The organism is Paraburkholderia sp. J11-2, assembly GCF_905220185.1.
Classification (GTDB): Bacteria; Pseudomonadota; Gammaproteobacteria; order Burkholderiales; family Burkholderiaceae; genus Paraburkholderia.
In genome coordinates this window covers 47,867-68,847 of the sequence record NZ_CAJMYY010000006.1, presented here as the reverse complement: position 1 = coordinate 68,847, position 20,981 = coordinate 47,867, and the positions used below count along the sequence as shown (strand labels likewise).

Genomic DNA, 20,981 nt, shown 5'->3' with positions numbered 1-20,981 from the left:
TTAAGGCGCGACCGGCACGAACGGCCGGTACTCGACCTTGGGCCCGCGCACGACAATGGCCGTCGATTCCGGCACTTCGGCCCACACCTCGGGCCGGTCGCCCAGCGGCTCCGAAACAAGCAGATACGCGTCGTCGCCTGCCGCCACGATGCGCGGGTCGTCGGGATACAGTTCGCGCAGATGCCGGAACGCCGTGGTGTGAAAAAGCGAGCGCGAATTGCGTTCGCTCGAATAACGCGCGGCGACGATCTGCTCGCCGTCGCAAGCGCACACGGTCATATTGAGCGCGGGCTCGACGCCATGCTTTTTCGCTGTGGCTTCCACAAACCCCGCCATGCGTTCAAGCGCGGCGACCGGGTCGATTTCGAGGCCGAACGTCATGGCCAGATAGAACATCGTTTCGGAATCCGTCGAGCCTTCGAGCGCGTTGAAGCGGTCGGGATCGATCGCGACGAGCAGGTCGCGGCGCATGAGCGGATAGCTGCGAATCAGCCCGTTGTGCGCAAAGATCCAGCGCCGGTGACGAAACGGATGGCAGTTCGTTTCCTGCACCGGCGTGTCGGTGGCCGCGCGAATATGCGCAATGAACATGGGTGCGCGCACCGCACGCGCGAGTTCGCGCAGGTTGCGGTCGTTCCAGGCCGGATGCACGCTGCGGTAGCGATAAGGAATGTCGTCCGGGTCCTGGAACCAGCCCATTCCGAAACCGTCGCCATTCGTCGTGGTCGCGCCTTTGGTCGAATGCAGGCTTTGGTCGATCAGCGAGTGGCGTGCGTGAAACAGTACGGTTTCGAGCTGTACGGGGTTCCCGCTATAAGCGAGCCAGCGGCACATGATGGTCTCCTTCGTGTAAGGACGCTCGTGTACGCCGGCCGCCTCGAAAGCGCCGCTACTTCACGGCGCGCAGGTCGGCGATCGGCGTGAGAAAGCCGGTCAGGCCAGTCAGTATGATCTGCACCCCGATGCACAGGAGCAGAAATGACGACACGCGCATGGCCACGCGCGTGCCTTCCACACCCAGGTACTGCGAAAGCCGCGCAGCGCGGCTATATACGTAATAGATCACGAGCATGACGAGCGCGGAGATCACGATCGACGCGCAACTCGAAAGCAGCCACGCCGATAGCTTGTGCGTGCGGTTGGCGTTCAGCGCAATGGCCGTGGCGATGGAGCCGGGGCCGGTGGTGAGCGGAATGGTCAGCGGGAAAAAGGCCTTGCCCGCGGCCGAACTCGGGCTCACGGGCTTGACCGGATGATCGACCGCGGGCGGCTCCGGCTCGGGCGCATTGAGCATTTGCCAGCCGGCCACGGCCACGGCGAGACCGCCGCCAATACGCAGCGCTTCCATGGAAATGCCGAAGAAATGCAGGATGGGCGTGCCGACGAAAAACGCCCCGACCAGCACGAAGAACGCGTTGATCGCCACGCGTTTGGCGAGCAGGCGCCGCTCTTCGTCGGTCAGCGTTACGGTGCGATCGAGAAAAACAAAAGCCCCGCTCAAGGGATTGATGATGCTGATGAGTCCGGTAAAACCGAACAGGATGTCTGAAATCAGGCTCTCGATCATGGAGTCGATCCGGTAGGGGCATGCACGCAAGCAGCGCGCCGGGCTGCGAGAAGTGTAGCCGGATCGGCGTTTGGCGTGCCTGATCGATGTCGCCGTGCGCCCGAAAAATGGCGCGCCGCACCAATATTTACCGCAAGCGCTTCAGTATTTTTGGCAGCTTTACGGGGCGCGTTCACAAGCATAGAGTGGTTTGCCTCGCACCCCGGCGCGACGTTTCTTTTCTTCTCATATAAAAGAGGAGTTGCCATGTCACTGCGGTTGCTCGCTGCCTTGCCCTTTATCGGCATCCTGTTAGGGGTGCCGTTCGTCAATCGCACCGAGCCGCTCGTGCTCGGCATGCCGCTCGTGCTGGCCTGGATCGTCATGTGGGTCGTGCTGGCCGCAGTGATCATGGGGCTCGTCTACCGGCTCGATCCGGCCAACCGCCTGCCACTCGAAGCGGATGCGGAGGTACAAGCATGAGTGCCCTCGTCATCATCGCGGCGATGGCCTTCATCGCGCTCTATCTCGGCATGCGCGCCCGCAGAGGGCACGACATGGACCTCGAGCAGTGGGCCGTGGGCGGCCGCAGCTTCGGCACCGCGTTCGTGTTCCTGCTGATGGCGGGCGAGATCTACACGACCTTCACGTTCCTCGGCGGCAGCGGCTTCGCCTATGGCAAGGGCGCGCCCGTCTACTACATTCTGGCTTACGGCACGCTTGCATACATCATCTCGTACTGGATGCTGCCGCCCGTGTGGCGCTTCGCCAAGCAGCACCGGCTCGTCTCGCAGCCGCACTTCTTCGCGCGCAAGTATCAGAGCCCGGCGCTCGGCGTGCTGGTGGCATGCGTGGGCGTGCTCGCGCTCGTGCCGTATCTCGTGCTGCAACTGAAGGGGCTCGGCATCATTGTGACGACGGCCTCCTATGGCGCGATTTCCTCCACGGCGGCGATCTGGATCGGCGCGGCCGTGGTCACGACTTACGTGATCGTGTCAGGCGTGCGCGGCTGCGCGTGGAATTCGGTCGTGAAAGACACGATGATTCTCGCGATCGCCGTGTTCCTTGGCATTTACCTGCCGATTCATCACTACGGCAGCCTGAGCGAGATGTTCCGCGCCATCGACGCGGCCAAGCCCGGCTTCCTCACCTTCCCGGCGCGCGGCCAGAGCGTGACGTGGTTCCAGTCCACCGTGCTGCTCACGGCGCTGGGCTTCTTCATGTGGCCGCACACGTTCATGTCGGTCTACACCGCGAAGAACGACCGTATCTTCCGCCGCAACGCGATGATCCTGCCGCTCTACCAGCTCATCCTGCTGTTCGTGTTCTTTTGCGGCTTCGCGGCCGTGCTCAAGGTGCCGGGCCTGAAGGGCGGCGACATCGACCTCTCGCTCTTCCGTCTCGCGCTGCAAACGTTCGATCCGTGGTTCGTGGGCGTGATCGGCGCGGCGGGCGTGCTGACCGCGCTCGTGCCTGGCTCGATGATCCTCACCACGGCTTCGACGCTGCTCGCCAACGATATCTATCGCGGCGGCGTCGCGAAGAGCGCGGACGACGCCCAAGTCGCGAAGCTCGCACGCATTTTCGTGCCGGTGGTCGCACTGGTGGCGGTAGGCTTCACGCTCAACGGCGGCGACACCATCGTCGCGCTGCTGCTGATGGGCTACAACTTCGTCACGCAGCTCTTCCCGGCAATGGTGTGCAGCCTCTCCACGCGCAATCGCGTGACGAAGCAAGGCGCGTTCTGCGGCATCGTGGCGGGCGTGCTCGTGGTGATCGTCACGACGCTCACGCATGTGAGCGTGGCGCAGCTCATTCCGTTCGCGCCCGATGCGCTCAAGGACGTCAACATCGGCTTCCTTGCGCTGTTCGTGAACGTGATCGTGCTGGCCGTGGTGAGCACGGTGACGCAGCCGCGCACGCATATCGATCATGAGCATGCGCGGGCGCATTGACCTGACCTGACGCGATAACAAGGCGGCCCAACCGGCGTGATCCGGTTGGGCCGTTTTTCTTTTTATGCTGCCTTGCGCGCTTCGGCGATGCGCTGCGGCGCCTCGGGCCGTGCATAGAGGCGTTCGAGATACGCCTGCAAGCGCGGGAAGCCCTCCAGCAGTTGCACTTCGTTGGCCCAGTCCATCAGATAAACCGTCACGCAGTCGGCAACCGAGAGCTGGTTGCCGACAATGAACTCGCGCCCTTCGAGGTGTTTCTCGAGCACGGCGGCCATGGTCTTGAAGTCCTCCCGCGCGAGTTCGATATCGGCGGGACTGCGCTTGTCCGGCGGATAAAGGAACGAGTGCCGCGTGATGCGCCAGAGCGGCTGTTCCAGTTCGGTGACGGCGAACAGGGTCCAGCGATACGCCTGCGCCCGCTCGTCGAGATCCTTGGGCAGCAGCGCCTTCTCCGGATATTTGTCCGCCAGATACAGCACGATTGCGGCCGACTCGGGAATCACGCGGTCGCCGTCGATCAGCACCGGAACCTTGCCCGCGGGATTGATGCGCAGGTATTCGGGCCGCCTGTGCTCGCCTTCGAGCAGATTGACCGAAATGAATTCGAAATCGGCGTCGACTTCCTTGAGGCCCCATAGCGCGCGCTGCGAACGGGTGCCAGCGAAACCGTAGAGTTTCATGACGAACCTCCGTTCAGGCACTGGGAATCGGCAGAACGGGCATCACTTCGACGGCCTCGCCAGGAAAAATCGAAAAATGCGGGTGCCCTTCGAACAGCTTCGCGGCCTCTTCGTGCGATGCGGCACGCAGAACGGTATAGCCGGTTAGCGCGTTAGACGTGTCCGCAATGCCACGCTCGCCAATCGACTTGGTCTTGCCGAGCGGGCCGCCCATATCGACGATCGACGCCTTGTGCTTTTCGACCCACGCATGCCAGGCCGCAATGCCCTCCTTTTCCTTTGCATGCCGCTCCGCTTCGGAAAGCGCGGCCCACCCTTTCATGCGCGCGTTGTCTTTGGTGCCGAGAAAAACAGCGAGAAACAGTTTCTGATCGCTCATGTGTCCTCCATCCGCTGGTCTGGTGAATGATCCGGCTACGGGTCTGAAATCGGATGCAACGGCGTGGCGCCCGTCCGGCCTTGACAGCATAGGTTGATATCAACATAATTGCAACATGGCACGCGCAAAGAAACTTCCCTTCGAAACCACGCTATTGGTGCGCGATTGCTGCCTGTGTCTGCATATGCAGCGGGCGGCACGCAATCTCGCGCGCATTTTCGACGACGTGCTACGCCCGCTCGATCTCACGAACGGCCAGTTTTCGCTGCTGATGTCGCTGAACCGGCCGCATCCGCCCGGCATGAAAGACGTGGCGTCGCTGCTGGCCATGGACCGCACCACGCTCACGGCCGCGCTCAAGCCGCTGGAGCGGCGCGGCCTCGTGGTCATCGAGCAGGACCCGGAAGACAAGCGCAGCCGTTTGCTGAGCCTCACTGACGAGGGGCATCGACTGCTCAACGCGGCATTTCCGCTATGGCAGCAAACGCACGAGGCAATCGAAAAGGACTTCGCCAGGGGCGAGGTCGACAAACTGCGCGAGCATTTGCGAGCGCTTTCGTAGCGCTAGCGCTTCGACACCCCATACAACGTCGAATCCGCGAATCCTTCTGCCGCGAGCACACGCCCCACGAGAATGAGCGCTGTACGCTCGATATCCGTGGCATGCACTTTTTCGGCGATATCCGCAAGCGTGCCTGTCACGCGTTCCTCGTCGGGCCAGCTCGCGCGATAGATCACCGCCACGGGGCAGTCCTCGCCATAGTGCGGGAGCAATTCCTCGACGATGCGCGTGATATGGCGCACGCCAAGGTGGATCGCGAGCGTCGCCTTGTGGCGCGCGAGGTCGCCTAGCTGCTCGCCTTCGGGCATCGACGTTTTCGTGGCGTAGCGCGTGAGAATGAGCGTTTGCGAAATACCGGGCAGCGTGAGTTCGCTGCCGAGCGCCGCCGCGCATGCGGCGGTCGCGGTCACGCCGGGCACGACTTCATAAGGAATGCCAAGCATGCGCAAGCGCCGGATCTGCTCGCCGATTGCGCCATAGAGCGAGGGGTCGCCCGAATGCACGCGTGCCACGTCGAAGCCCTGTGCGTGCGCGTTTTCGAGCAGCGCGACGATCTCGTCCAGCGTGAGCGGTGCGGTATCGACCACCTTGTGCGCGCTGTGGCCTTCGAGCACGGCAGGCGGCACGAGCGAGCCGGCGTAGAGAATCACGGGGCAACTGCGCACGAGGCGCTGGCCCTTCACGGTGATCAGTTCAGGATCGCCCGGCCCCGCGCCAATGAAGAAAACGGTCATGCGTAGAAACTCCGCTTAATGTAGTCGTCGAGCGCGCCGATTGCCGCTTGCGCCGACGTGAATTCGCGTTGCGCATCGGGCAGCGGCGGCCGCTGCATCATCACCACGGGCAGGCCCATTTCGCGCGCAACGGCGAGCTTCGCTTCGGTCGCCGCGCCGCCGCTGTTCTTGCTGACCACGACATCGATACGCGCTTCGGTGAACAGGGCGCGCTCGCCTTCCGCTGTGAACGGCCCGCGTGCGTCAATCACGCGAGCGCGGGCGTGGCCGGCATGCGCTTCGAGGCAACGGACCGTCCAGTGCTGCTGCTCCGGCACTTCGTGCAGATGCGCGAGCGGTTCGCGCCCGAGCGTGAAGAGCGGCCGCGCAAACGGCGCAAGCGCTTCGACCACGCCGGCCCAGCCGCTCACCATGCGCCAGTCGTCGCCGGGCTGTGGCTGCCACGGCGCGCGCCGCAGCGCCCAGTACGGCACCTGTGCCGCAGCGCAGGCGCGCGCCGCGTTGGCGCTGATCTGCGCGGCGTAAGGATGCGTGGCGTCGACAACGAGCGCGATGGCTTCATCGGCGAGAAAACGCGCGAGCCCTTCTGCCCCGCCGAAGCCACCCACACGCACCGCGCAGCCGAGATCGGCGGGCACGCGGCCAAGGCCCGCGAGCGAGTACACGTGCTGGTGCCCAAGCGTGCGCGCGATCGCCAGCGCATCGCCGGTGCCGCCCAGCAGCAGGATGCGCGCGGTCATGGCTTCACCGCCTCGTAGAGCGTGACCGGCAACGCTTGACGCCAGGTATCGAAACCGCCAAGCGGCTGCGCCTCGCCAATGCCGATACGCGTGAGCGTGCCGCCATGCTGCGCGCGCCACGTCACGAGCACCGCTTCGCTTTGCAGCGTCACCGCGTTCGCGACGAGCCGGCCGCCGCTCGCGAGCGCCGCCCAGCACGCGTCCAGCACGCCGGGGACGGTCACGCCGCCGCCGATGAAGACGGCGTCGGGCGTGGCGAGTCCCGCGAGCGCTTCGGGCGCGCGGCCCGCGACGAGTTGCAAACCCGGCACGCCCAGCGCGGCGCGATTGTGTTCGATGAAGCGTTGACGCTCGGCGTGCGCCTCGATTGCTATCGCGCGGCAAGCGGCATGCGAGCGCATCCATTCGATGCCGATCGAGCCGCTGCCCGCCCCCACGTCCCAGAGCAACGCGCCGGGCGTCGGCGCGAGGCGCGCGAGCGTGAGCGCGCGCACGTCGCGCTTCGTGAGCTGGCCGTCGTGGCGGTAGGCGTCGTCGGGAAGGCCCGGCGTGAGCGTCCAGCCGTGCGCAGGCGCATTCGCAACATCGCTTTCGCATTCGAACGCGACGAGGTTGAGCGCCGCGGTTTCGTCGACGTGCCACGCATCGGCGCGGCCTTCGATGCGGCGCTCGAGCGGGCCGCCCAGATGCTCGAACACGGCAAGACGCGTGGCGCCGAAGCCCGCTTCCGCAAGCAGCGCGGCAAGCGCCGCGGGCGTGCGCCCGTCCGCGCTCAACGCCAGCACGCGCGAGCGCGCGTAGAGATGGCGGCGCAGCGCATCGAGCGGTCGGCCGACGAGCGAGACCATCGCCGTATCCTGCAACGCCCAGCCCATACGCGCCGCCGCCAGCGAGAGCGACGAAGGCGCAGGCAGCACGCGCATTTCACCGGGTGCCACACGGCGCGCGAGCGTCGCGCCCACGCCGAACAGCATGGGGTCGCCGCTCGCGAGCACGCATACGGGCGCATTCGACTCGCGATGCGCGAGCAGCGCCTCGACGCTGAACGGCTGCGGCCACGCTTCGCGGCGCGCGCGCACGCGCGAGGGCAGCATCGCAAGATGGCGCTCGCCGCCCGTCACGACGGCAGCGTCGAACAGCGCGCGCCGCGCGTCGCGCCCGAGGCCCGCGTAGCCATCGTCGCCTATGCCCACCACCGTCAGCCATGCCTGCGTGCCCTGCATTCGTTCTCCCGCTTTTGCTTGCTTTGTTGCCTGGTTTGTCGCCTGTTTCCCTGCGCCACCGGCGGCCCGCAACCCGATTGCCGGGCGGAGCGCGCGCGAAAACGGGCATAATACCGTGTCCGCCGGCGCCTTTAAGGCACTTTGTATGAGGCCGGAGTCAGCGCTGAAGCGCTAACTCCGGATCGCAAACAGGGAACACAGCAAGCTGTGGCCGCCCCCGCGACTGTAAGCAGCGAGACCGCATCCACCCGAGCCACTGGTTTTACCGGGAAGGCCGATGCGGTCCACGACCTGCGAGCCAGGAGACCTGCCGGCCGACTGTTCGTGCGAACCCATATCGGGCGGGGTGTACCGATACCGCTGCCGTTTCCCGCCTCACGTGCGGGCAGCGCGCCGCTCCCGCGCGATGCTTACCCGGTATTCCCTTGAAACACGAAACGAAGCCCGTCTCGCCCGCTGCTGCATTGGCCGTGCTCCGCCCCTCGGCGTGCCCGGGGCTCGTGCGCGTGGTCGCGGCGCGCGACGGCGGCCTGTGCCGCATCCGCCTGCCCGGCGGCGTGCTGAGCGCCACGCGGGCGCGCGCCCTCGCCGACGCCGCGTTGGCGCATGCCGGCGGCGTGCTCGAACTGACCAATCGCGCGAACGTGCAGATTCGCGGCGTACGCGTGGGCGAGGAGGCCGCGTTGAGCGCCGCGCTGATCGGTGCGGGCCTCGGGCCCGCCGGCATCGACGCCGCGAGCCCGGTCGAGCACGCGTGCGCCGCCGACGAATTGCGCAACGTGATGCTGAGCCCGCTCGCGGGCGTTGACCCTGAGGCTTTGTGCGACACAACGGTGCTCGCCGCAGCCCTCATCGACATGATGCAGCGCGAAGCGCGTTTCGCCGCGCTCTCGCCCAAGTTCGCGCTGCAACTGGACGGCGGCGAGCGCATGGCGATGCTCGGGCATCCGCACGACATCTGGCTCGCCGCGTTGCCGCACGGCGCGACCGTGCGCTTTGCACTGGGCCTCGCAGGGTGCCCCACGGCACAGCCAATCGGCACGCTCGCGACCGAAAATATTTGCGCATCGATACGTGCGCTGCTCCATGCGTTCCTCGATCTCGCGGGCGCAGACGCAACGCGCATGCGTGACGTGCTCGCCGCACACTCACTCGATGCGCTGCTGCAACGCGCGCGCGATCATGGCGGCTTCGCGCTGATGCGTGACGACGCCGCGCTGCACGCGTGGCGTCGCGAGCCGAGTCCTGCCGGCTTGCGACTGGGCGCGCACGCGCTGCACGTCGACGGCAGTGGCTACGTAGGCGCGCAGCCCGCGCTCGGCCGCATCGACGCGCATACGCTGCGCGCGCTCGCCGCGCTCGCGCAAGACTCGGGCGATGCGACGCTGCGGGTGACGCCATGGCAAGGCCTGCTGCTGCCTAACGTGCCCGCGCGCGCCATGACCGGCGCGCTCGAACGGCTGCACGCGCTCGGCCTCATTGTCTCGCGCGCCGATCCGTTCGCGCGCCTGATCGCCTGCACGGGCTCGGCGGGGTGCGCCAAAAGCCGCGCCGACACCAAAGCCGACGCACAGCGTCTCGCCGCCCTGCTGCCGCCCGGCGCGCAAGCGCACCTGAGCGGCTGCGAACGCTCCTGCGCGGCCGCTCATTGCGCGCCGTTCACGTTGCTCGCCAGCGAGCCGGACCACTACGACCTTTACCAGCGCGACGACACGCAAAGCGGCTTCGGCCAGCGCTTTGGCCAGCTCGTCGCGCGCAACCTGACGATCGAAGCGGCTGCGCTCGCACTCGCGCAGCGGCCCCGGAGTACCCAAGATGTCTGATTACATCCGCGACGGCCAGGCGATCTATCGCGAATCGTTCGCGACGATCCGCGCCGAAGCCGACCTCTCGCGCATTCCCGCCGACCTGGAAAAACTCGCCGTACGCGTGATCCACGCCTGCGGCATGGTGGACGTCGCCGCCGACCTCGCGTTTTCCGCAGGCGCGGGCACGGCGGGCCGCAACGCGCTCGCAGGCGGCGCGCCCATTCTCTGCGACGCGAAAATGGTCGCATACGGCGTCACGCGCGCACGCCTGCCCGCGAACAACGCCGTCATCTGCACGCTCGACGACCCCGCTGTGCCCACGCTCGCACGCGAGTTTGGCAATACGCGATCGGCCGCCGCGCTCGAACTTTGGCGGCCGCATCTTGCAGGCAGCGTCGTGGCGATCGGCAATGCGCCCACCGCACTCTTTCACCTGCTCGACATGATCGCCGCCGGCGCGCCGCTGCCCGCGCTCATCCTCGGCTTTCCCGTGGGCTTTGTCGGCGCGGCCGAGTCCAAGGCGCAGCTCGCCGCCGAAAATCACGGCGTGCCCTTCGTCGTCGTGCATGGTCGCCGTGGCGGCAGCGCGATGGCCGCCGCCGCCGTCAACGCACTCGCTTCGGAGACCGAATAAATGACCCGCAAAGGACGTCTGCACGGCATCGGCGTCGGCCCCGGCGACCCCGAACTGCTCACGCTCAAAGCCGTGCGCCTGCTCAAGGCGGCACCCGTCGTCGCGTATTTTGTCGCGAAGGGCAAGAAAGGCAATGCGTTCGGCATTGTCGAGGCCCATCTCGAAGCGGAGCAGGAACGCCTGCCGCTCGTGTACCCCGTGACGACCGAGGCGCTCGAACCGCCGCTCTCGTATGAGGCGATCATCGCCGACTTCTACGACGGCGCCGCGCAAATGCTGTCGCGCCATCTCGACGCCGGCCGTGACGTGGCCGTGATCTGCGAAGGCGATCCGTTCTTCTACGGCTCGTACATGTATCTTCACGACCGGCTCGCCGCGCGCTACGAAGCCGAAGTCGTGCCTGGCGTGTGCTCGATGCTGGGCGGCGCGGCGGTGCTGGGCGTGCCGCTCGTCTACCGCAACCAGAGCCTCGCCGTGCTGTCGGGCGTGCTGCCCGAGGGCGAATTGCGCCGGCGGCTGGCCGACGCGGACGCCGCCGTCATCATGAAACTGGGCCGCAACTTCGACAAGGTGCGCCGCGTGCTGGGCGAGCTGGGTCTCGCGCATCGCGCGCTGTATGTCGAGCGCGCAACGATGGCGAACCAGCGCATCGTCCCGCTCGACGACGTCGATCCGATGGCTTCGCCCTACTTCTCGCTGCTCGTCGTGCCGGGGGTGAAATGGCAGTCGTGACGCCGCCCGCCATCGTCATTCTCGGGCCCGGCGCGCTGGCCACCGCGCGGCGCGTGCAGGCGCTCTACGCGGGCGCGAAAATCCATGCGCTGCAAGGCCGCGTGGAAGGCGATGTCGCGTTCAGCGAGCTTGGCGCGCATTTGCGCGAATGCTATACGCGCGGCATGCCCATCGTCGCGCTGTGCGCGGCGGGCATCGTGATCCGGTGCCTCGCGCCGCTGCTGGCCAACAAGGGCGCGGAGCCGCCGGTGCTCGCACTCGCCGAGGACGGCAGCGCCGTCGTGCCCCTGCTCGGCGGACTGACCGGCGTGAACGTGATGGCGCGCGAAATTGGCGCGGCGCTCGCGGTCGCGCCCGCCATCACCACGAGCGGCGAACTGCGATTCGGCACCTGTTTGCTCAATCCGCCCGCGGGCTATGCGCTCGCGAGCCTCGCGCAAGGCAAGCGTTTCGTCTCCGATCTGCTTGCGGGCGCAACGACACGCGTGGACGGTGAGGCGCCGTGGCTGGAGAGCGTCGATCTGCCGCGCGACGCAGCGGCCAGTCATGCCATACGCGTGAGCGCGCACGCCTGGAACGGCAGCCCCGACGACCTTGTGATTCATCCGCGCAGCATCGTGGCGGCCGTGGGCGCGCCGCAAGAGGCGCTTGCAGAAGGCGTGCGGCGCGCGCTCCATGCGCACGGCCTCGCGCCGCTCGCGCTTGCGGCGCTTGCCGCCCCGTCTGCTCACATGTGCGACGCATCGCTCGCGCTGGCGGCAACCGAACTCGGCGTGCCGCTGCGCTTCGTCGAAAGCGCGGAGCCCACGCCGCAAGCCACGCTCGCGGCGCTCAACCTTGCTGCAGACGTCGAGCGCTACGCGCCGAACGAAGACGGCATCGCGCTGGCCTGCGCCGCCGCGCCGCTCGATCCACGCGCGCTGGGCCGCTCGCGCGGCAAGCTCACGGTGCTGGGCCTCGGGCCCGGCCGCGCCGATCTGCTTACGCCCGCCGCGCGCGCCGCGCTGGACGACGCAACCGATATCGTCGGCTACGCAACCTATGTGGAGATGGCGGGACCGTTGCGCGCAGACCAGCAGCGCCATGCCACCGACAACCGCGAAGAGCTGCAGCGCGCGCGCCACGCGTTCGAGATGGCGAGCGAGGGGCGGCGCGTGGCCGTGGTCTCGTCGGGCGACCCCGGTGTGTTCGCCATGGCGGCCGCCGTGCTCGAAGCGCTCGAAGGCGCCGACGACCCGCGCTGGCATGCCGTCGAGCTGGCGATCGTGCCGGGCGTTTCCGCGGCGCTCGCCACAGCGGCGCAGATTGGCGCGCCGCTCGGCCACGACTTCTGCATGCTGTCGCTCTCCGACAACCTGAAGCCGTGGGCGGTGATCGAAAAGCGCCTGCTGCATGCGGCGCAGGCCGATCTCGTGATGGCGTTCTACAACCCCATCTCGCGCGCGCGGCCATGGCAACTCGATCGCGCGCTGGACATCGTGCGCAGCGTGCGCGCGCCGCTCACGCGCGTGGTGCTGGGCCGCGACGTGGGCCGCCCCGCGCAAACGCTGCGCGCGACGACGCTGGGCGAACTGCGTTCGTCGGACGTCGATATGCGCACGATGGTGATCGTCGGCTCCTCGGCCACACGCGGGTTCTCGCGCGGCGACGGCGGCGAGTGGATTTATACGCCGCGCTGGTATCGTGAGGATGCCGAATAAAAAGGCGTGCTCACGCCTTCAAGGTGGGTAGCGCGTCGCGCGGGTCGGGCGGCGCGCCCTCGAATTCGCGCGCCTTCACCTGGTTGCGCCCCGCCTGCTTCGCCGCGTACAGCTCGGCGTCGGCGGCGCGCAGCAGCGCCTGCGCGCCCGTGCGCTCGCGCGGCACGCAGGTGGCGCAGCCGATGCTCACGGTCAGCGTGCCGTATTCGCTGTGCTCGTGCACGATTCCCAGCGCCGCCACTTGCTGGCGCACCCCTTCCGCAATCTTCACGGCGCCATCGAAAGGCGTGGCCGGCAGGACCACGGCGAACTCCTCGCCGCCGTAGCGCGCGACCATGTCCGTTCCGCGGCGGCAGGCCTCGCGTATCGCGCGAGCCACGGCGGCGAGCACCTTGTCGCCCTCCGCGTGCCCATAAAAGTCGTTGAACAGCTTGAACTTGTCGATGTCGACGAAGAGCACCGAGAGCGGTTCGCCCGCGCGTCTCGCGTGCTGCCATTCGGTTTCGATACGCAAGTCGAGTGCGCGCCGGTTGTAGAGGCTCGTCAGCGCGTCGGTGACCGCGAGACGCTCGAACTCCTTTTGCGTGGCGAGCCGCGCGCGCATCGACAATGCGAGCAGCCACGACGAAGCGGCGATGAGCGCGCCGAAGATCAACGCCATCGGCACATAGATGCGCAGGCGCTGATGCCATGCGGCGAGCGCGCCGTCCACGGAAGGCGCGACGACCGCGATGAGCGACGTGTGCGGCACGCGCTTGAACGTATAGATGCGCTGGACCTTGTCGTCCTCGCCCGCGGCAATGAACGAGCCGTCGCTCGTTTTCAGCATCGGCTGGATGTAATCCAGCTCGCCGACCTGCGCGCCCACTTCGTAGTCCGAATAGGGGCGGTGCGCGAGCATGGTCCCGTCGCCCAGCATGATGAAAGCACTGCCTTTGGAGTCGACGTCGATCCGGTCGAACAATTGCTGAAAGTACGCGAGCCGCAGCGTGAGCATCACGATGCCGCCAAACGAACCATCGTGCTCAGTCACCCGGCGCGAGATCGCAATCGAATAGTGGCCGTCGCGCACCCGCGAGCGAATCGGGTCCGAAAGAAACATGCCGACCGAGCGCTCGCGCTGCGCAGTGAAATAGTCCCGGTCGGCGAGATTGACGCCTGGATACGCGCGGCCGTCCTGCGATTCGACGATATGGCCGTACTCGTCGACGTAGAACGCGTCGTCGAGATAAGCGCCGGTCGCCACGCGGCCGAACAGCAGCTTGCGGCGAATGTCGGGCGGGAGACTTTGCGTGCGCGGGTCCCGCGCGCTATCTGCGGCGTCGAGCAGCAACAGGTCGTAAATGCTGGAATTCGCCTCGAGGTCATTCGACATCAGCGAAACGAGCGCGGCCGAATTGTGTTGCGTGCTGACGATGGCCTGCGTGCGCTGCTGCATCAACCCCACCAGCACGATCGCCACGATGGCCGCGCCGACGAGCGAGCCCATCGTGCCGACGATGAACGGATGGCTCCCGACCCACTGCATGAGCGCCCGATTCCATCGACTGGGGATTCGCAAACATCGTTTCCAGAACTCCATGAGGCGCTTCCTCTTGCTCCGCTCGTGAGAGTTGCCACGTTTGCCGGCCGATTACAGATTGCATTCGGGATTCATCATACTGCGCCTCGCGAAACTGCCTTCGAATCGCGGCACGCACTCAATTTCCCTGCCGCAGCGCCGTAAACCAGTTGAACCCGCGATGTCAATTCGCGACGCGAACCGCTCACCGACCACCCTGCGCCGATGACCCACCCGACCCCTGAAGCTCAAGCCGAAGCCAGCGACGCCGCCACCGCAATCGAAGCTGCCGCGCTCACGCCGGACGCCATGCCGGTAGGCGAGCCGCTCGCCTGGCCTGTCGTCGATCACGACGGCGCCCTGCTGCTCGAGGCCGGCGCGGTGCTGGTGGGCGAAGCGGAGCGCACCTTTCTGTTCCAGCACTTCGCGCCGCATCGCGGCGACATGGAAAGGCTCGAGGTTGCACCGCAAAGCGCGGCGGGCATGGCCAATGCCGGCGAGCCGGCCGCCACCACGCGCGACATGCATTTGACCATCGGCGCGCTGACGGGCCTGCGCCCGCAGATGGGCGCGAGCGGCGCACCCATGCACCCGTGCCGCCTGATCGGCTTCGCGCCGAATGAGGCGCTCTTTGTGACCACACCCTATGTCGATGGCCGCCCCATCGCCGTCACGCCCGGCGAAAACGTGGAGATCGTCGCGATTGCGAGCCAGGCCGTCTTTCGCTTCGTATGCACCGTGCATGCGCTCAGCCAGTCGCCGCTCGACTACCTCGTGCTTTCGAAGCCCGCCAACATCCGCCGCCTGCGCGAGCGCCGCTCGATTCGCGTGCGCGCGCAATTTCCCGTGCGCTACGGTATCGGCGAAGAAGGCGCGGCTTATGACGGGGTGGCGCTTGCACGCGGCATCAGCGCGCTCGGGCTTTCGGTGAGCGCGGCGTGGGCACTCGGCAAGGTTGGCGAGCGGTTGCGCGTCGCATTTCAACTACGCTCCGGCGAGAACGATACAGCGATCGAAACCACCGCGGTCATCCGCAACGTGCAGGCGGAAACGGGCGACCCCGCGCACACGACGCTCGGTCTCGAACTCGACCGCCTCACGCCCGCCGAGCAGATGGCAATGAAAGTCTACGTATTCGATCGTCAGGACGACGTGCTGTACTGGACCGGCAGCGTGCGCTAGCGCTCGCTCACGCGAGCAGCGCCTGAGCGTCCAGGCACTCGCCGGCCCATGCCTGCGCGAGCGCCTCGCAGCGCCCCACGCGCAGCGCGCCCAGTTCGCAATCGATTACCGTGACGTGATCGGCATGACGCGGCCGCGCGGGCCACTGCGTCGTGCGGCCGTCGCTGAAGAGCCAGAGATGGCGCGCGCGCGCCGGGTCACGCCGTGCCACCGTCTCCAGCACGCGCGCCGCGCGGCCAATGCCCGTTTCCAGCGGCGTGCCGCCGCCCCCGCCAATCGGCTCGATCCAGCGCTCGTTCCACCAGCGCGGTACTGCGGGCCCGAAACGCAGTTCGGCGGCCGCGCCGCCGAAAGCGATCAACGCCACTTCCACCCGCTCGGCGCGAGCGCGGTCGAACAGTGCGATCAACAAACCCTTGGCAAGCGCGAGTTGACCGCGCGCGAGCATGGAGGCCGAGCAGTCCAGCACGAAACAATGGAGCGCGCCGGAACCCGTCTTGCGTTTGGCAAAGCGGAAATGTTGCGCTTGCAACGATCCTGCGCGTTTGACTGCGAGCGTGGGCGGCCAGGCAATGCGCGCGCCATGCTTTGCGACTTGCGCGGGACCGCGCCCCGGGCCTTCTCGCCGTCGAGCGCCGCCCTGTGCGAAGGCGGCGGCCTGTGCCCGACGGGTCAGCGTTTTTTTGCGGGCAGCGGGATCACGCCTTTCACCGCCTTCGCGGCGACGGGCTCGGGCGGCAATTCGCCCCAATCGGCATCCGGGGTTGCTTCGGTACGCATTTGTTCGCGCGTGGATGCGGATGCGGATGCGGATGCGGATGCGGACTGGGGCGGCTGCGGCCCAGCGGCAGACGGCGCATCGGAGCGCTGCGGCATGGCGTGCCGCCGATGCGCGAGCACGCAATCGGCGACCGCATCGACATGTGCCGGGGTCACGGCATCCGCGCCTTCGAACGCGGCGAGCGCGCGCGCCGCGCGCAGCATCACCAGGTCGGCGCGCAAGCCGTCCACTGCCGCCTCGATGCAGCGTTGCGCCGCGCGCTCGTGCACGGCGTCGCTCCAGTCGAGCCTGGCGAGCGCGTCGCGCGCCGCCGCGATGCGTTCGCCAAGCGCGCGCTGTTCGGTCTCGCGTGCCGCGCAAAACGCCTGTGGATCGGCGTCGAACGCAAGACGCGCCTTGACGATGCGTTGCCGCTCCTCCACGTCATAAGGCGTGCCGAGTTCGACCATCAAGCCGAAGCGGTCGAGCAGCTGCGGACGCAACTCCCCTTCTTCGGGATTCATCGTGCCCACCAGTACGAAGTGCGCGTCGTGCGAGTGCGAGACGCCATCGCGCTCCACGGTGTTCACGCCGCTCGCCGCCGCGTCGAGCAGCACGTCGACGAGCGCGTCGGGAAGCAGGTTCACTTCATCCACGTAAAGCACGCCGCCGTGGGCACGCGCGAGCAGGCCAGGCGCGAAGCGCACCGCGCTCTCGCGCAACGCCGCTTCGAGGTCGAGCGTGCCGATGAGCTTGTCCTCACTCGCGCCGAGCGGCAGCGTGACGAACGCGCCTTGAGGCAGGAGCGCCGCAAGCGCACGCGCTGCCGTGGATTTCGCTGTGCCGCGCGGCCCGCTCACGAGCACGCCGCCGATCGCGGGGTCGATGGCCGCGATGAGCAGCGCGCGCTGCAACGGCGCCTGCCCGACCAGCGCGGTAAAGGGAAACGCGGGACGCGTGGCCGCAGCGCTCATGATCCAGATCCTTCCAGATGCTGCCCGGCTTCGAGCAGACGGTGTTCGAGTTGTGCGCGATGCTCGCCCGGTTCCTGCCAGAGACCGCGCTGGATCGCTTCGAGCAGGCGCTCGCACACGGCGTGCAGCGCGTGGGGATTGTGTCGCTGCATGAAGGCGCGCGTGTCGTCGTCGTGGACATAGGCGTTCGCGACGAGCGCGTACTGATGATCGCCCACCACGCGCGCGGTCGCGTCATAACCGAACAGATAGTCGACCGTCGCCGCCATTTCCGCCGCACCTTTGTAGCCGTGACGCTTCACGCCGTCGATCCACTTCGGGTTCACCACGCGCGAGCGGACCACGCGCGCGATCTCCTCGTGCAGCGGACGAATGCGCGGGGCCGAGGGGTTGCTGTGGTCCGCGTGATAGAGGGCGGGCTGCGCCTGCGAAAAATGTCGCGCCGCCGCGGCCATGCCGCCCTGGAACTGGTAGTAGTCGTTCGAGTCGAGCAGGTCGTGTTCGCGGTTGTCCTGGTTCTGCAGCACGACGTCGAGCGTTGCGAGACGCGCGCGGAACGCGTCGCTCGCCTCGTCGCCCGCGCTCTTTTGCGCGTAGGCGTAGCCGCCCCATGCCTGGTAGGCGTTCGCGAGATCGGCGTCGGTTTGCCACTGGCGATGGTCGATCATCGACTGCAAGCCCGCGCCATAGGCGCCGGGACGCGCGCTGAACACGCGCCAGCCCGCGCGGCGGCGCGCCTCGTCGGCGGCCATGCCGCCTGCGACCAGCGCGTCGCGTTCGCGCAGCACACGTGCGCGCAACGGGTTCTGGTGCTCCGGCTCGTCGAGATCGGCCACGGCCTGCACCGCTGCGTCGAACAGATGCATCACGTTCGGAAACGCGTCGCGGAAGAAGCCCGATACGCGCAGCGTCACGTCGATACGCGGCCGGTCCAGCGCCTCGACCGGCATGATCTCGAAGTCGGTCACGCGCTGGCTGCCCGCAGCCCACTTCGGGCGCACGCCGATCAGCGCGAACGCCTGGGCGATATCGTCGCCGCCGGTGCGCATCGTGGCCGTGCCCCAGACCGAAAGCCCCACGGCGCGCGGATAATCGCCGTGCTCCTGCAAATGGCGCTCGATGAGCTGCTGCGCCGATTTCATGCCGAGCGCCCACGCGGCCTGCGTGGGGATGGCGCGCGTATCGACGGAATAGAAGTTGCGGCCCGTGGGCAGCACATCGGGACGGCCGCGCGAGGGCGAACCGCTCGGGCCCGGCGGCACGAAACGGCCTTCGAAACCGCGGCGCAGCTGGCGCATTTCCTCCGGGCCGCAGGCATCGAGGCGCGGCAGCACATCGTCGTGCAGGCGCGCGAGCACCTGCGCCGCGTGCGGCAACGATTGAGTTGACGCATCGTTTCGCTCGCCTGAGCAAACGCCTTCGATCAGCGTGGCCGCGAGCATTTCGAGGCGTTCGCGCGCATCGCCCGCGTGGCGCCATGGCGTGTCGCTAACACTTGCGAGCAGCGATGGACGCGGGCCCTGCCACGGCGCGGCCCAATCCACCGTGGCCGGATCGACCAGGTGATCGATGCGCAGGTCGCGCGCGATCGCCTCGATGAAGCCCGCGTTCGCACCCTGACCGTCCCCGCACGCGTAACGCCCTAGTGCCAGCAGCGTGTCGCAACGCTGCTGGCCTTGCGGCGATTCGCCGAACGTGTGCAGCCCGTCGCGAATCTGCGCTTCCTTCAGTTCGCACAGGTAGGCGTCGGCGCGCGTGAGGAGTTCGTCTTCGCCAGCCTGATCCGCGGGCGCGGCGACGCTCAATTCTTCGTGCAGCCGATGCTCGATGATGGTCGCAAGTATGGTCTTGCGCAGCAGCTTCGCGCGGCGCGGGTCCACCATCAATGCTTCGTAATACTCATCGACCTGACGCTCGAGGTCCTGCAACGGCCCATAGTTTTCGGCACGCGTGAGCGGCGGCATCAGATGATCGACGATCACGGCCTGGGCGCGGCGCTTGGCCTGGCTCCCCTCGCCCGGATCGTTGACGATGAACGGATACAGATGCGGCAGCGGCCCGAGCGCCATGTCGGGCCAACAGGTGTCGCCAAGCGCAACGCTCTTGCCCGGCAGCCACTCCAGATTGCCGTGCTTGCCCACGTGCGCGATGGCGTCGATGCCGAACGTCTCGCGCAGCCAGAAGTAAAACGCGAGGTACGCGTGCGGCGGCACGAGTTCGGCGTCGTGGTAGTTCGCGTAAGTGTCGTCGCCGCGCGAGCGCGAAGGCTGGATGCCCACGAACACCTGGCCGCAGCGCCAGCCCGCGATCATGAAGCGGCCGCGCCGCACCGTGGGGTCCGCTTCCGGCGCGCCCCAACGCGCGATCAGCGCGTTTTGCGCCTCGGCGGGCAACTGCGAGAAGCGCGCGCGATAGTCGTCGAGCGAAAGGCTCTGCCATGCGGGGCGCAGCGCGCGCGTGTCGGGATCGTTCGTCACGCCCTGTGTGAGGATGCGCATGAGCGCGTCGCCGTCTTCGGGTAGATCGGCTACGCGGTAGCCTTCGTCGCGCAGCATGCGCAGGATGCCGACCACCGAAGCCGGCGTGTCGAGCCCCACGCCGTTGCCAATGCGACCTTCGCTCATCGGATAGTTCGCGAGCACGAGCGCGAGCTTTTTCTCCGCGTTCGGCAGGCCGCGCAAACGGCACCAGCGGCGCGCGAGTTCGGCCACGAAAGCCACGCGTTCCAGGTCGGGCTGATAACGCACGACATCGACTTGCGTCTCTTTGCAGTGGTACGCGAGGCCCTTGAAACTGATCGCGCGCGTGATCACGCGGCCGTCCACCTCGGGCAGCGCGATATGCATGGCGATGTCGCGTGAGTTCAGGCCGTGATTGTCCTTGACCCAGTCGTCGCGGTTGCCGCCGCTCAGGATCACCTGGAGCACGGGTGCGTCGCCGGCGAGCGCGAGCGGTTCGGGGTCGTCCAGCGACGAAGCCGCAAACGCCGTGGTGTTCAGCACGAGCGAGACATCGTGCTCGGCCGCCAGTTGATCGAGCACGTCGCGGCTCAAGGTGTCCTTGAGCGAGGTGATCGCAAGCGGCAGCGGGTTCATGCCGCGCGCCAGCAGCGCGGTAATGAGCGCGTCGAAAGCGGCCGTGTTCGCGGCCTGCAAATGCGCCTTGTAAAACAGCAGCGCGACGACCGGGGCGCCGGGTTGCCAGCGCGCGCGCCATTCGTCGATGGTCGCGACGTCGCGCTGCGGACAATAGAGCGCGGCGGCCGGCAGCGCGACGGGCGGCGCAGGCTCGCTGCCCCAGTCGAAGGCGCGCCACGCGAGCGCGCGCAGAAATGATTCGGCATTCGCCGCGCCGCCTTCGCGCAGATAACGCCAGAGCAGGCGGCAAAACTCGGGCTCGGCGCGGCTCTTCGCGATGAGATTGGGGTCTTCCTGCAAGTCGCCCGAAAACATCGCGAGCAATTGCCCGCGCTGCTGCGCAAGCGAGACGACCTGCTCGATGCCGTAAGGCCAGTACGTTTCGCCGCCCAGATGATCGACCACTACCACCCGCGCATGCTGCAACACGTCTTCGACGTAGAAGTCCACCGATGCGTTCTGGCGCAGGTACGTGACGTTCGCGAGCCGCACGCCCGGGAAACCTTTGGGCAGGCGCGGCACGACGCTCGCCAGCAGCGCGAGCGTCGTATCCGCCGAACTGAGCACGACGATTTCTGCGGGCTGCTGGTCAATACGGATGACGCCCTGCGTGTCGTCGACAAAACCACCTGGCGTGGTGCGCAGCAAGTGCATGGTACGGCCTCGTCTAGCTC

Annotated in this window: 19 protein-coding genes and 1 riboswitch; of the genes, 8 read left to right on the top strand and 11 right to left on the bottom strand. The window is 67.4% G+C overall.

Annotation, left to right across the window (positions count from 1 at the left end):
- Together U5A57_RS10375 and U5A57_RS10370 are read right to left on the bottom strand one after the other, a co-directional pair.
- Positions 1-834: a class II glutamine amidotransferase gene (locus tag U5A57_RS10375; protein ID WP_321910529.1), complete on the bottom strand. Its 834-nt coding sequence runs from the start codon at positions 832-834 to the stop codon at positions 1-3.
- Positions 835-889: 55 nt separating this feature from the next.
- Positions 890-1,567: a MarC family protein gene (locus U5A57_RS10370; RefSeq protein ID WP_321910527.1), complete on the bottom strand. Its 678-nt coding sequence runs from the start codon at positions 1,565-1,567 to the stop codon at positions 890-892.
- A 246-nt stretch (positions 1,568-1,813) separates the two neighbouring features.
- On the opposite strand from U5A57_RS10370, the gene U5A57_RS10365 reads away from it, so the two are divergent.
- Positions 1,814-2,029 (top strand): DUF3311 domain-containing protein, encoded by a 216-nt coding sequence (locus U5A57_RS10365; RefSeq protein WP_321910525.1) that lies wholly within the window; start codon positions 1,814-1,816, stop codon positions 2,027-2,029.
- Entirely contained in the window at positions 2,026-3,501 is a 1,476-nt protein-coding gene (locus tag U5A57_RS10360) for a sodium:solute symporter (RefSeq protein WP_321910523.1), read from the top strand. The genes U5A57_RS10365 and U5A57_RS10360 overlap by 4 nt, the downstream gene beginning before the upstream one ends.
- 62 nt (positions 3,502-3,563) lie before the next feature.
- Here the strand turns inward: U5A57_RS10360 and U5A57_RS10355 are convergent, their stop codons facing one another.
- Together U5A57_RS10355 and U5A57_RS10350 are read right to left on the bottom strand one after the other, a co-directional pair.
- Entirely contained in the window at positions 3,564-4,181 is a 618-nt protein-coding gene (locus U5A57_RS10355) for a glutathione S-transferase family protein (RefSeq protein WP_321910521.1), read from the bottom strand.
- A 13-nt stretch (positions 4,182-4,194) separates the two neighbouring features.
- The gene (locus U5A57_RS10350) at positions 4,195-4,560 is read right to left on the bottom strand and encodes a hypothetical protein (protein WP_321910520.1); all 366 of its coding nucleotides are present in this window, start codon (positions 4,558-4,560) and stop codon (positions 4,195-4,197) included.
- 115 nt (positions 4,561-4,675) lie between these two features.
- Between U5A57_RS10350 and U5A57_RS10345 the strand changes: the two genes are divergently transcribed.
- Positions 4,676-5,122, top strand: coding sequence for a MarR family transcriptional regulator (locus U5A57_RS10345; RefSeq protein ID WP_321910518.1), 447 nt, complete (start codon positions 4,676-4,678; stop codon positions 5,120-5,122).
- Positions 5,123-5,124: 2 nt separating this feature from the next.
- Here U5A57_RS10345 and cobM read toward each other — a convergent pair whose 3' ends face one another.
- From cobM to cbiE, 3 genes are read right to left on the bottom strand one after another with little or no spacing between them, the layout of a single operon-like run.
- Positions 5,125-5,856 carry a precorrin-4 C(11)-methyltransferase gene (gene cobM / locus U5A57_RS10340; protein WP_321910515.1) on the bottom strand — a complete coding sequence of 244 codons (732 nt, stop codon included), beginning with the start codon at positions 5,854-5,856 and terminating at the stop codon, positions 5,125-5,127.
- On the bottom strand, positions 5,853-6,596 hold the full coding sequence (locus tag U5A57_RS10335) for a cobalt-precorrin-6A reductase (RefSeq protein ID WP_321910512.1): 744 nt from the start codon (positions 6,594-6,596) through the stop codon (positions 5,853-5,855). Before U5A57_RS10335 ends, cobM begins: the two co-directional genes overlap by 4 nt.
- Positions 6,593-7,819, bottom strand: a complete 1,227-nt coding sequence (gene cbiE / locus U5A57_RS10330) for a precorrin-6y C5,15-methyltransferase (decarboxylating) subunit CbiE (RefSeq protein WP_321910510.1) — start codon at positions 7,817-7,819, stop codon at positions 6,593-6,595. The genes U5A57_RS10335 and cbiE overlap by 4 nt, the downstream gene beginning before the upstream one ends.
- 141 nt (positions 7,820-7,960) lie before the next feature.
- Positions 7,961-8,149, top strand: a riboswitch (cobalamin riboswitch).
- Positions 8,150-8,244: 95 nt separating this feature from the next.
- On the opposite strand from cbiE, the gene cobG reads away from it, so the two are divergent.
- The 4 genes from cobG to cobJ are packed head-to-tail and all read left to right on the top strand — an operon-like array spanning position 8,245 to position 12,693.
- Positions 8,245-9,642 (top strand): precorrin-3B synthase, encoded by a 1,398-nt coding sequence (gene cobG / locus U5A57_RS10325; protein WP_321910509.1) that lies wholly within the window; start codon positions 8,245-8,247, stop codon positions 9,640-9,642.
- Positions 9,635-10,261, top strand: coding sequence for a precorrin-8X methylmutase (locus U5A57_RS10320; protein ID WP_321910507.1), 627 nt, complete (start codon positions 9,635-9,637; stop codon positions 10,259-10,261). The genes cobG and U5A57_RS10320 overlap by 8 nt, the downstream gene beginning before the upstream one ends.
- A complete protein-coding gene (locus U5A57_RS10315; RefSeq protein ID WP_321910505.1) occupies positions 10,262-10,993 on the top strand; it encodes a precorrin-2 C(20)-methyltransferase in 732 nt (243 codons plus the stop codon).
- On the top strand, positions 10,981-12,693 hold the full coding sequence (gene cobJ, locus U5A57_RS10310) for a precorrin-3B C(17)-methyltransferase (protein WP_321910503.1): 1,713 nt from the start codon (positions 10,981-10,983) through the stop codon (positions 12,691-12,693). The genes U5A57_RS10315 and cobJ overlap by 13 nt, the downstream gene beginning before the upstream one ends.
- 10 nt (positions 12,694-12,703) lie before the next feature.
- On the opposite strand, the gene U5A57_RS10305 is transcribed toward cobJ, so the two are convergent.
- Complete coding sequence (locus U5A57_RS10305) at positions 12,704-14,221, bottom strand: sensor domain-containing diguanylate cyclase (RefSeq protein ID WP_321910501.1); 1,518 nt, start codon at positions 14,219-14,221, stop codon at positions 12,704-12,706.
- Between the two features lie 258 nt (positions 14,222-14,479).
- On the opposite strand from U5A57_RS10305, the gene U5A57_RS10300 reads away from it, so the two are divergent.
- Positions 14,480-15,436 (top strand): flagellar brake protein, encoded by a 957-nt coding sequence (locus tag U5A57_RS10300; protein ID WP_321910500.1) that lies wholly within the window; start codon positions 14,480-14,482, stop codon positions 15,434-15,436.
- 7 nt (positions 15,437-15,443) lie between these two features.
- On the opposite strand, the gene U5A57_RS10295 is transcribed toward U5A57_RS10300, so the two are convergent.
- The 3 genes from U5A57_RS10295 to cobN all read right to left on the bottom strand — a co-directional run bounded on the left by U5A57_RS10295 (position 15,444) and on the right by cobN (position 20,961).
- Positions 15,444-15,968 carry a vWA domain-containing protein gene (locus U5A57_RS10295; protein WP_321910499.1) on the bottom strand — a complete coding sequence of 175 codons (525 nt, stop codon included), beginning with the start codon at positions 15,966-15,968 and terminating at the stop codon, positions 15,444-15,446.
- A gap of 140 nt (positions 15,969-16,108) precedes the next feature.
- Positions 16,109-17,170 carry an ATP-binding protein gene (locus tag U5A57_RS10290; protein ID WP_321910497.1) on the bottom strand — a complete coding sequence of 354 codons (1,062 nt, stop codon included), beginning with the start codon at positions 17,168-17,170 and terminating at the stop codon, positions 16,109-16,111.
- On the bottom strand, positions 17,167-20,961 hold the full coding sequence (gene cobN, locus U5A57_RS10285; RefSeq protein ID WP_321910495.1) for a cobaltochelatase subunit CobN: 3,795 nt from the start codon (positions 20,959-20,961) through the stop codon (positions 17,167-17,169). The genes U5A57_RS10290 and cobN overlap by 4 nt, the downstream gene beginning before the upstream one ends.
- Positions 20,962-20,981 lie beyond the last annotated feature (20 nt).

Bases quoted from the DNA above. Each gene is read 5' to 3' on its own strand.
- U5A57_RS10355 (WP_321910521.1), bottom strand. From the start codon at position 4,181: ATGAAACTCTACGGTTTCGCTGGCACCCGTTCGCAGCGCGCGCTATGG.
- U5A57_RS10290 (WP_321910497.1), bottom strand. From the start codon at position 17,170: ATGAGCGCTGCGGCCACGCGTCCCGCGTTTCCCTTTACCGCGCTGGTC.
- U5A57_RS10345 (WP_321910518.1), top strand. From the start codon at position 4,676: ATGGCACGCGCAAAGAAACTTCCCTTCGAAACCACGCTATTGGTGCGC.
- cbiE (WP_321910510.1), bottom strand. From the start codon at position 7,819: ATGCAGGGCACGCAGGCATGGCTGACGGTGGTGGGCATAGGCGACGAT.
- U5A57_RS10360 (WP_321910523.1), top strand. From the start codon at position 2,026: ATGAGTGCCCTCGTCATCATCGCGGCGATGGCCTTCATCGCGCTCTAT.
- U5A57_RS10370 (WP_321910527.1), bottom strand. From the start codon at position 1,567: ATGATCGAGAGCCTGATTTCAGACATCCTGTTCGGTTTTACCGGACTC.
- cobJ (WP_321910503.1), top strand. From the start codon at position 10,981: ATGGCAGTCGTGACGCCGCCCGCCATCGTCATTCTCGGGCCCGGCGCG.
- U5A57_RS10375 (WP_321910529.1), bottom strand. From the start codon at position 834: ATGTGCCGCTGGCTCGCTTATAGCGGGAACCCCGTACAGCTCGAAACC.
- U5A57_RS10365 (WP_321910525.1), top strand. From the start codon at position 1,814: ATGTCACTGCGGTTGCTCGCTGCCTTGCCCTTTATCGGCATCCTGTTA.
- U5A57_RS10300 (WP_321910500.1), top strand. From the start codon at position 14,480: ATGACCCACCCGACCCCTGAAGCTCAAGCCGAAGCCAGCGACGCCGCC.
- U5A57_RS10315 (WP_321910505.1), top strand. From the start codon at position 10,262: ATGACCCGCAAAGGACGTCTGCACGGCATCGGCGTCGGCCCCGGCGAC.
- U5A57_RS10320 (WP_321910507.1), top strand. From the start codon at position 9,635: ATGTCTGATTACATCCGCGACGGCCAGGCGATCTATCGCGAATCGTTC.
- U5A57_RS10305 (WP_321910501.1), bottom strand. From the start codon at position 14,221: ATGCAGTGGGTCGGGAGCCATCCGTTCATCGTCGGCACGATGGGCTCG.
- U5A57_RS10350 (WP_321910520.1), bottom strand. From the start codon at position 4,560: ATGAGCGATCAGAAACTGTTTCTCGCTGTTTTTCTCGGCACCAAAGAC.
- cobN (WP_321910495.1), bottom strand. From the start codon at position 20,961: ATGCACTTGCTGCGCACCACGCCAGGTGGTTTTGTCGACGACACGCAG.
- U5A57_RS10335 (WP_321910512.1), bottom strand. From the start codon at position 6,596: ATGACCGCGCGCATCCTGCTGCTGGGCGGCACCGGCGATGCGCTGGCG.
- cobM (WP_321910515.1), bottom strand. From the start codon at position 5,856: ATGACCGTTTTCTTCATTGGCGCGGGGCCGGGCGATCCTGAACTGATC.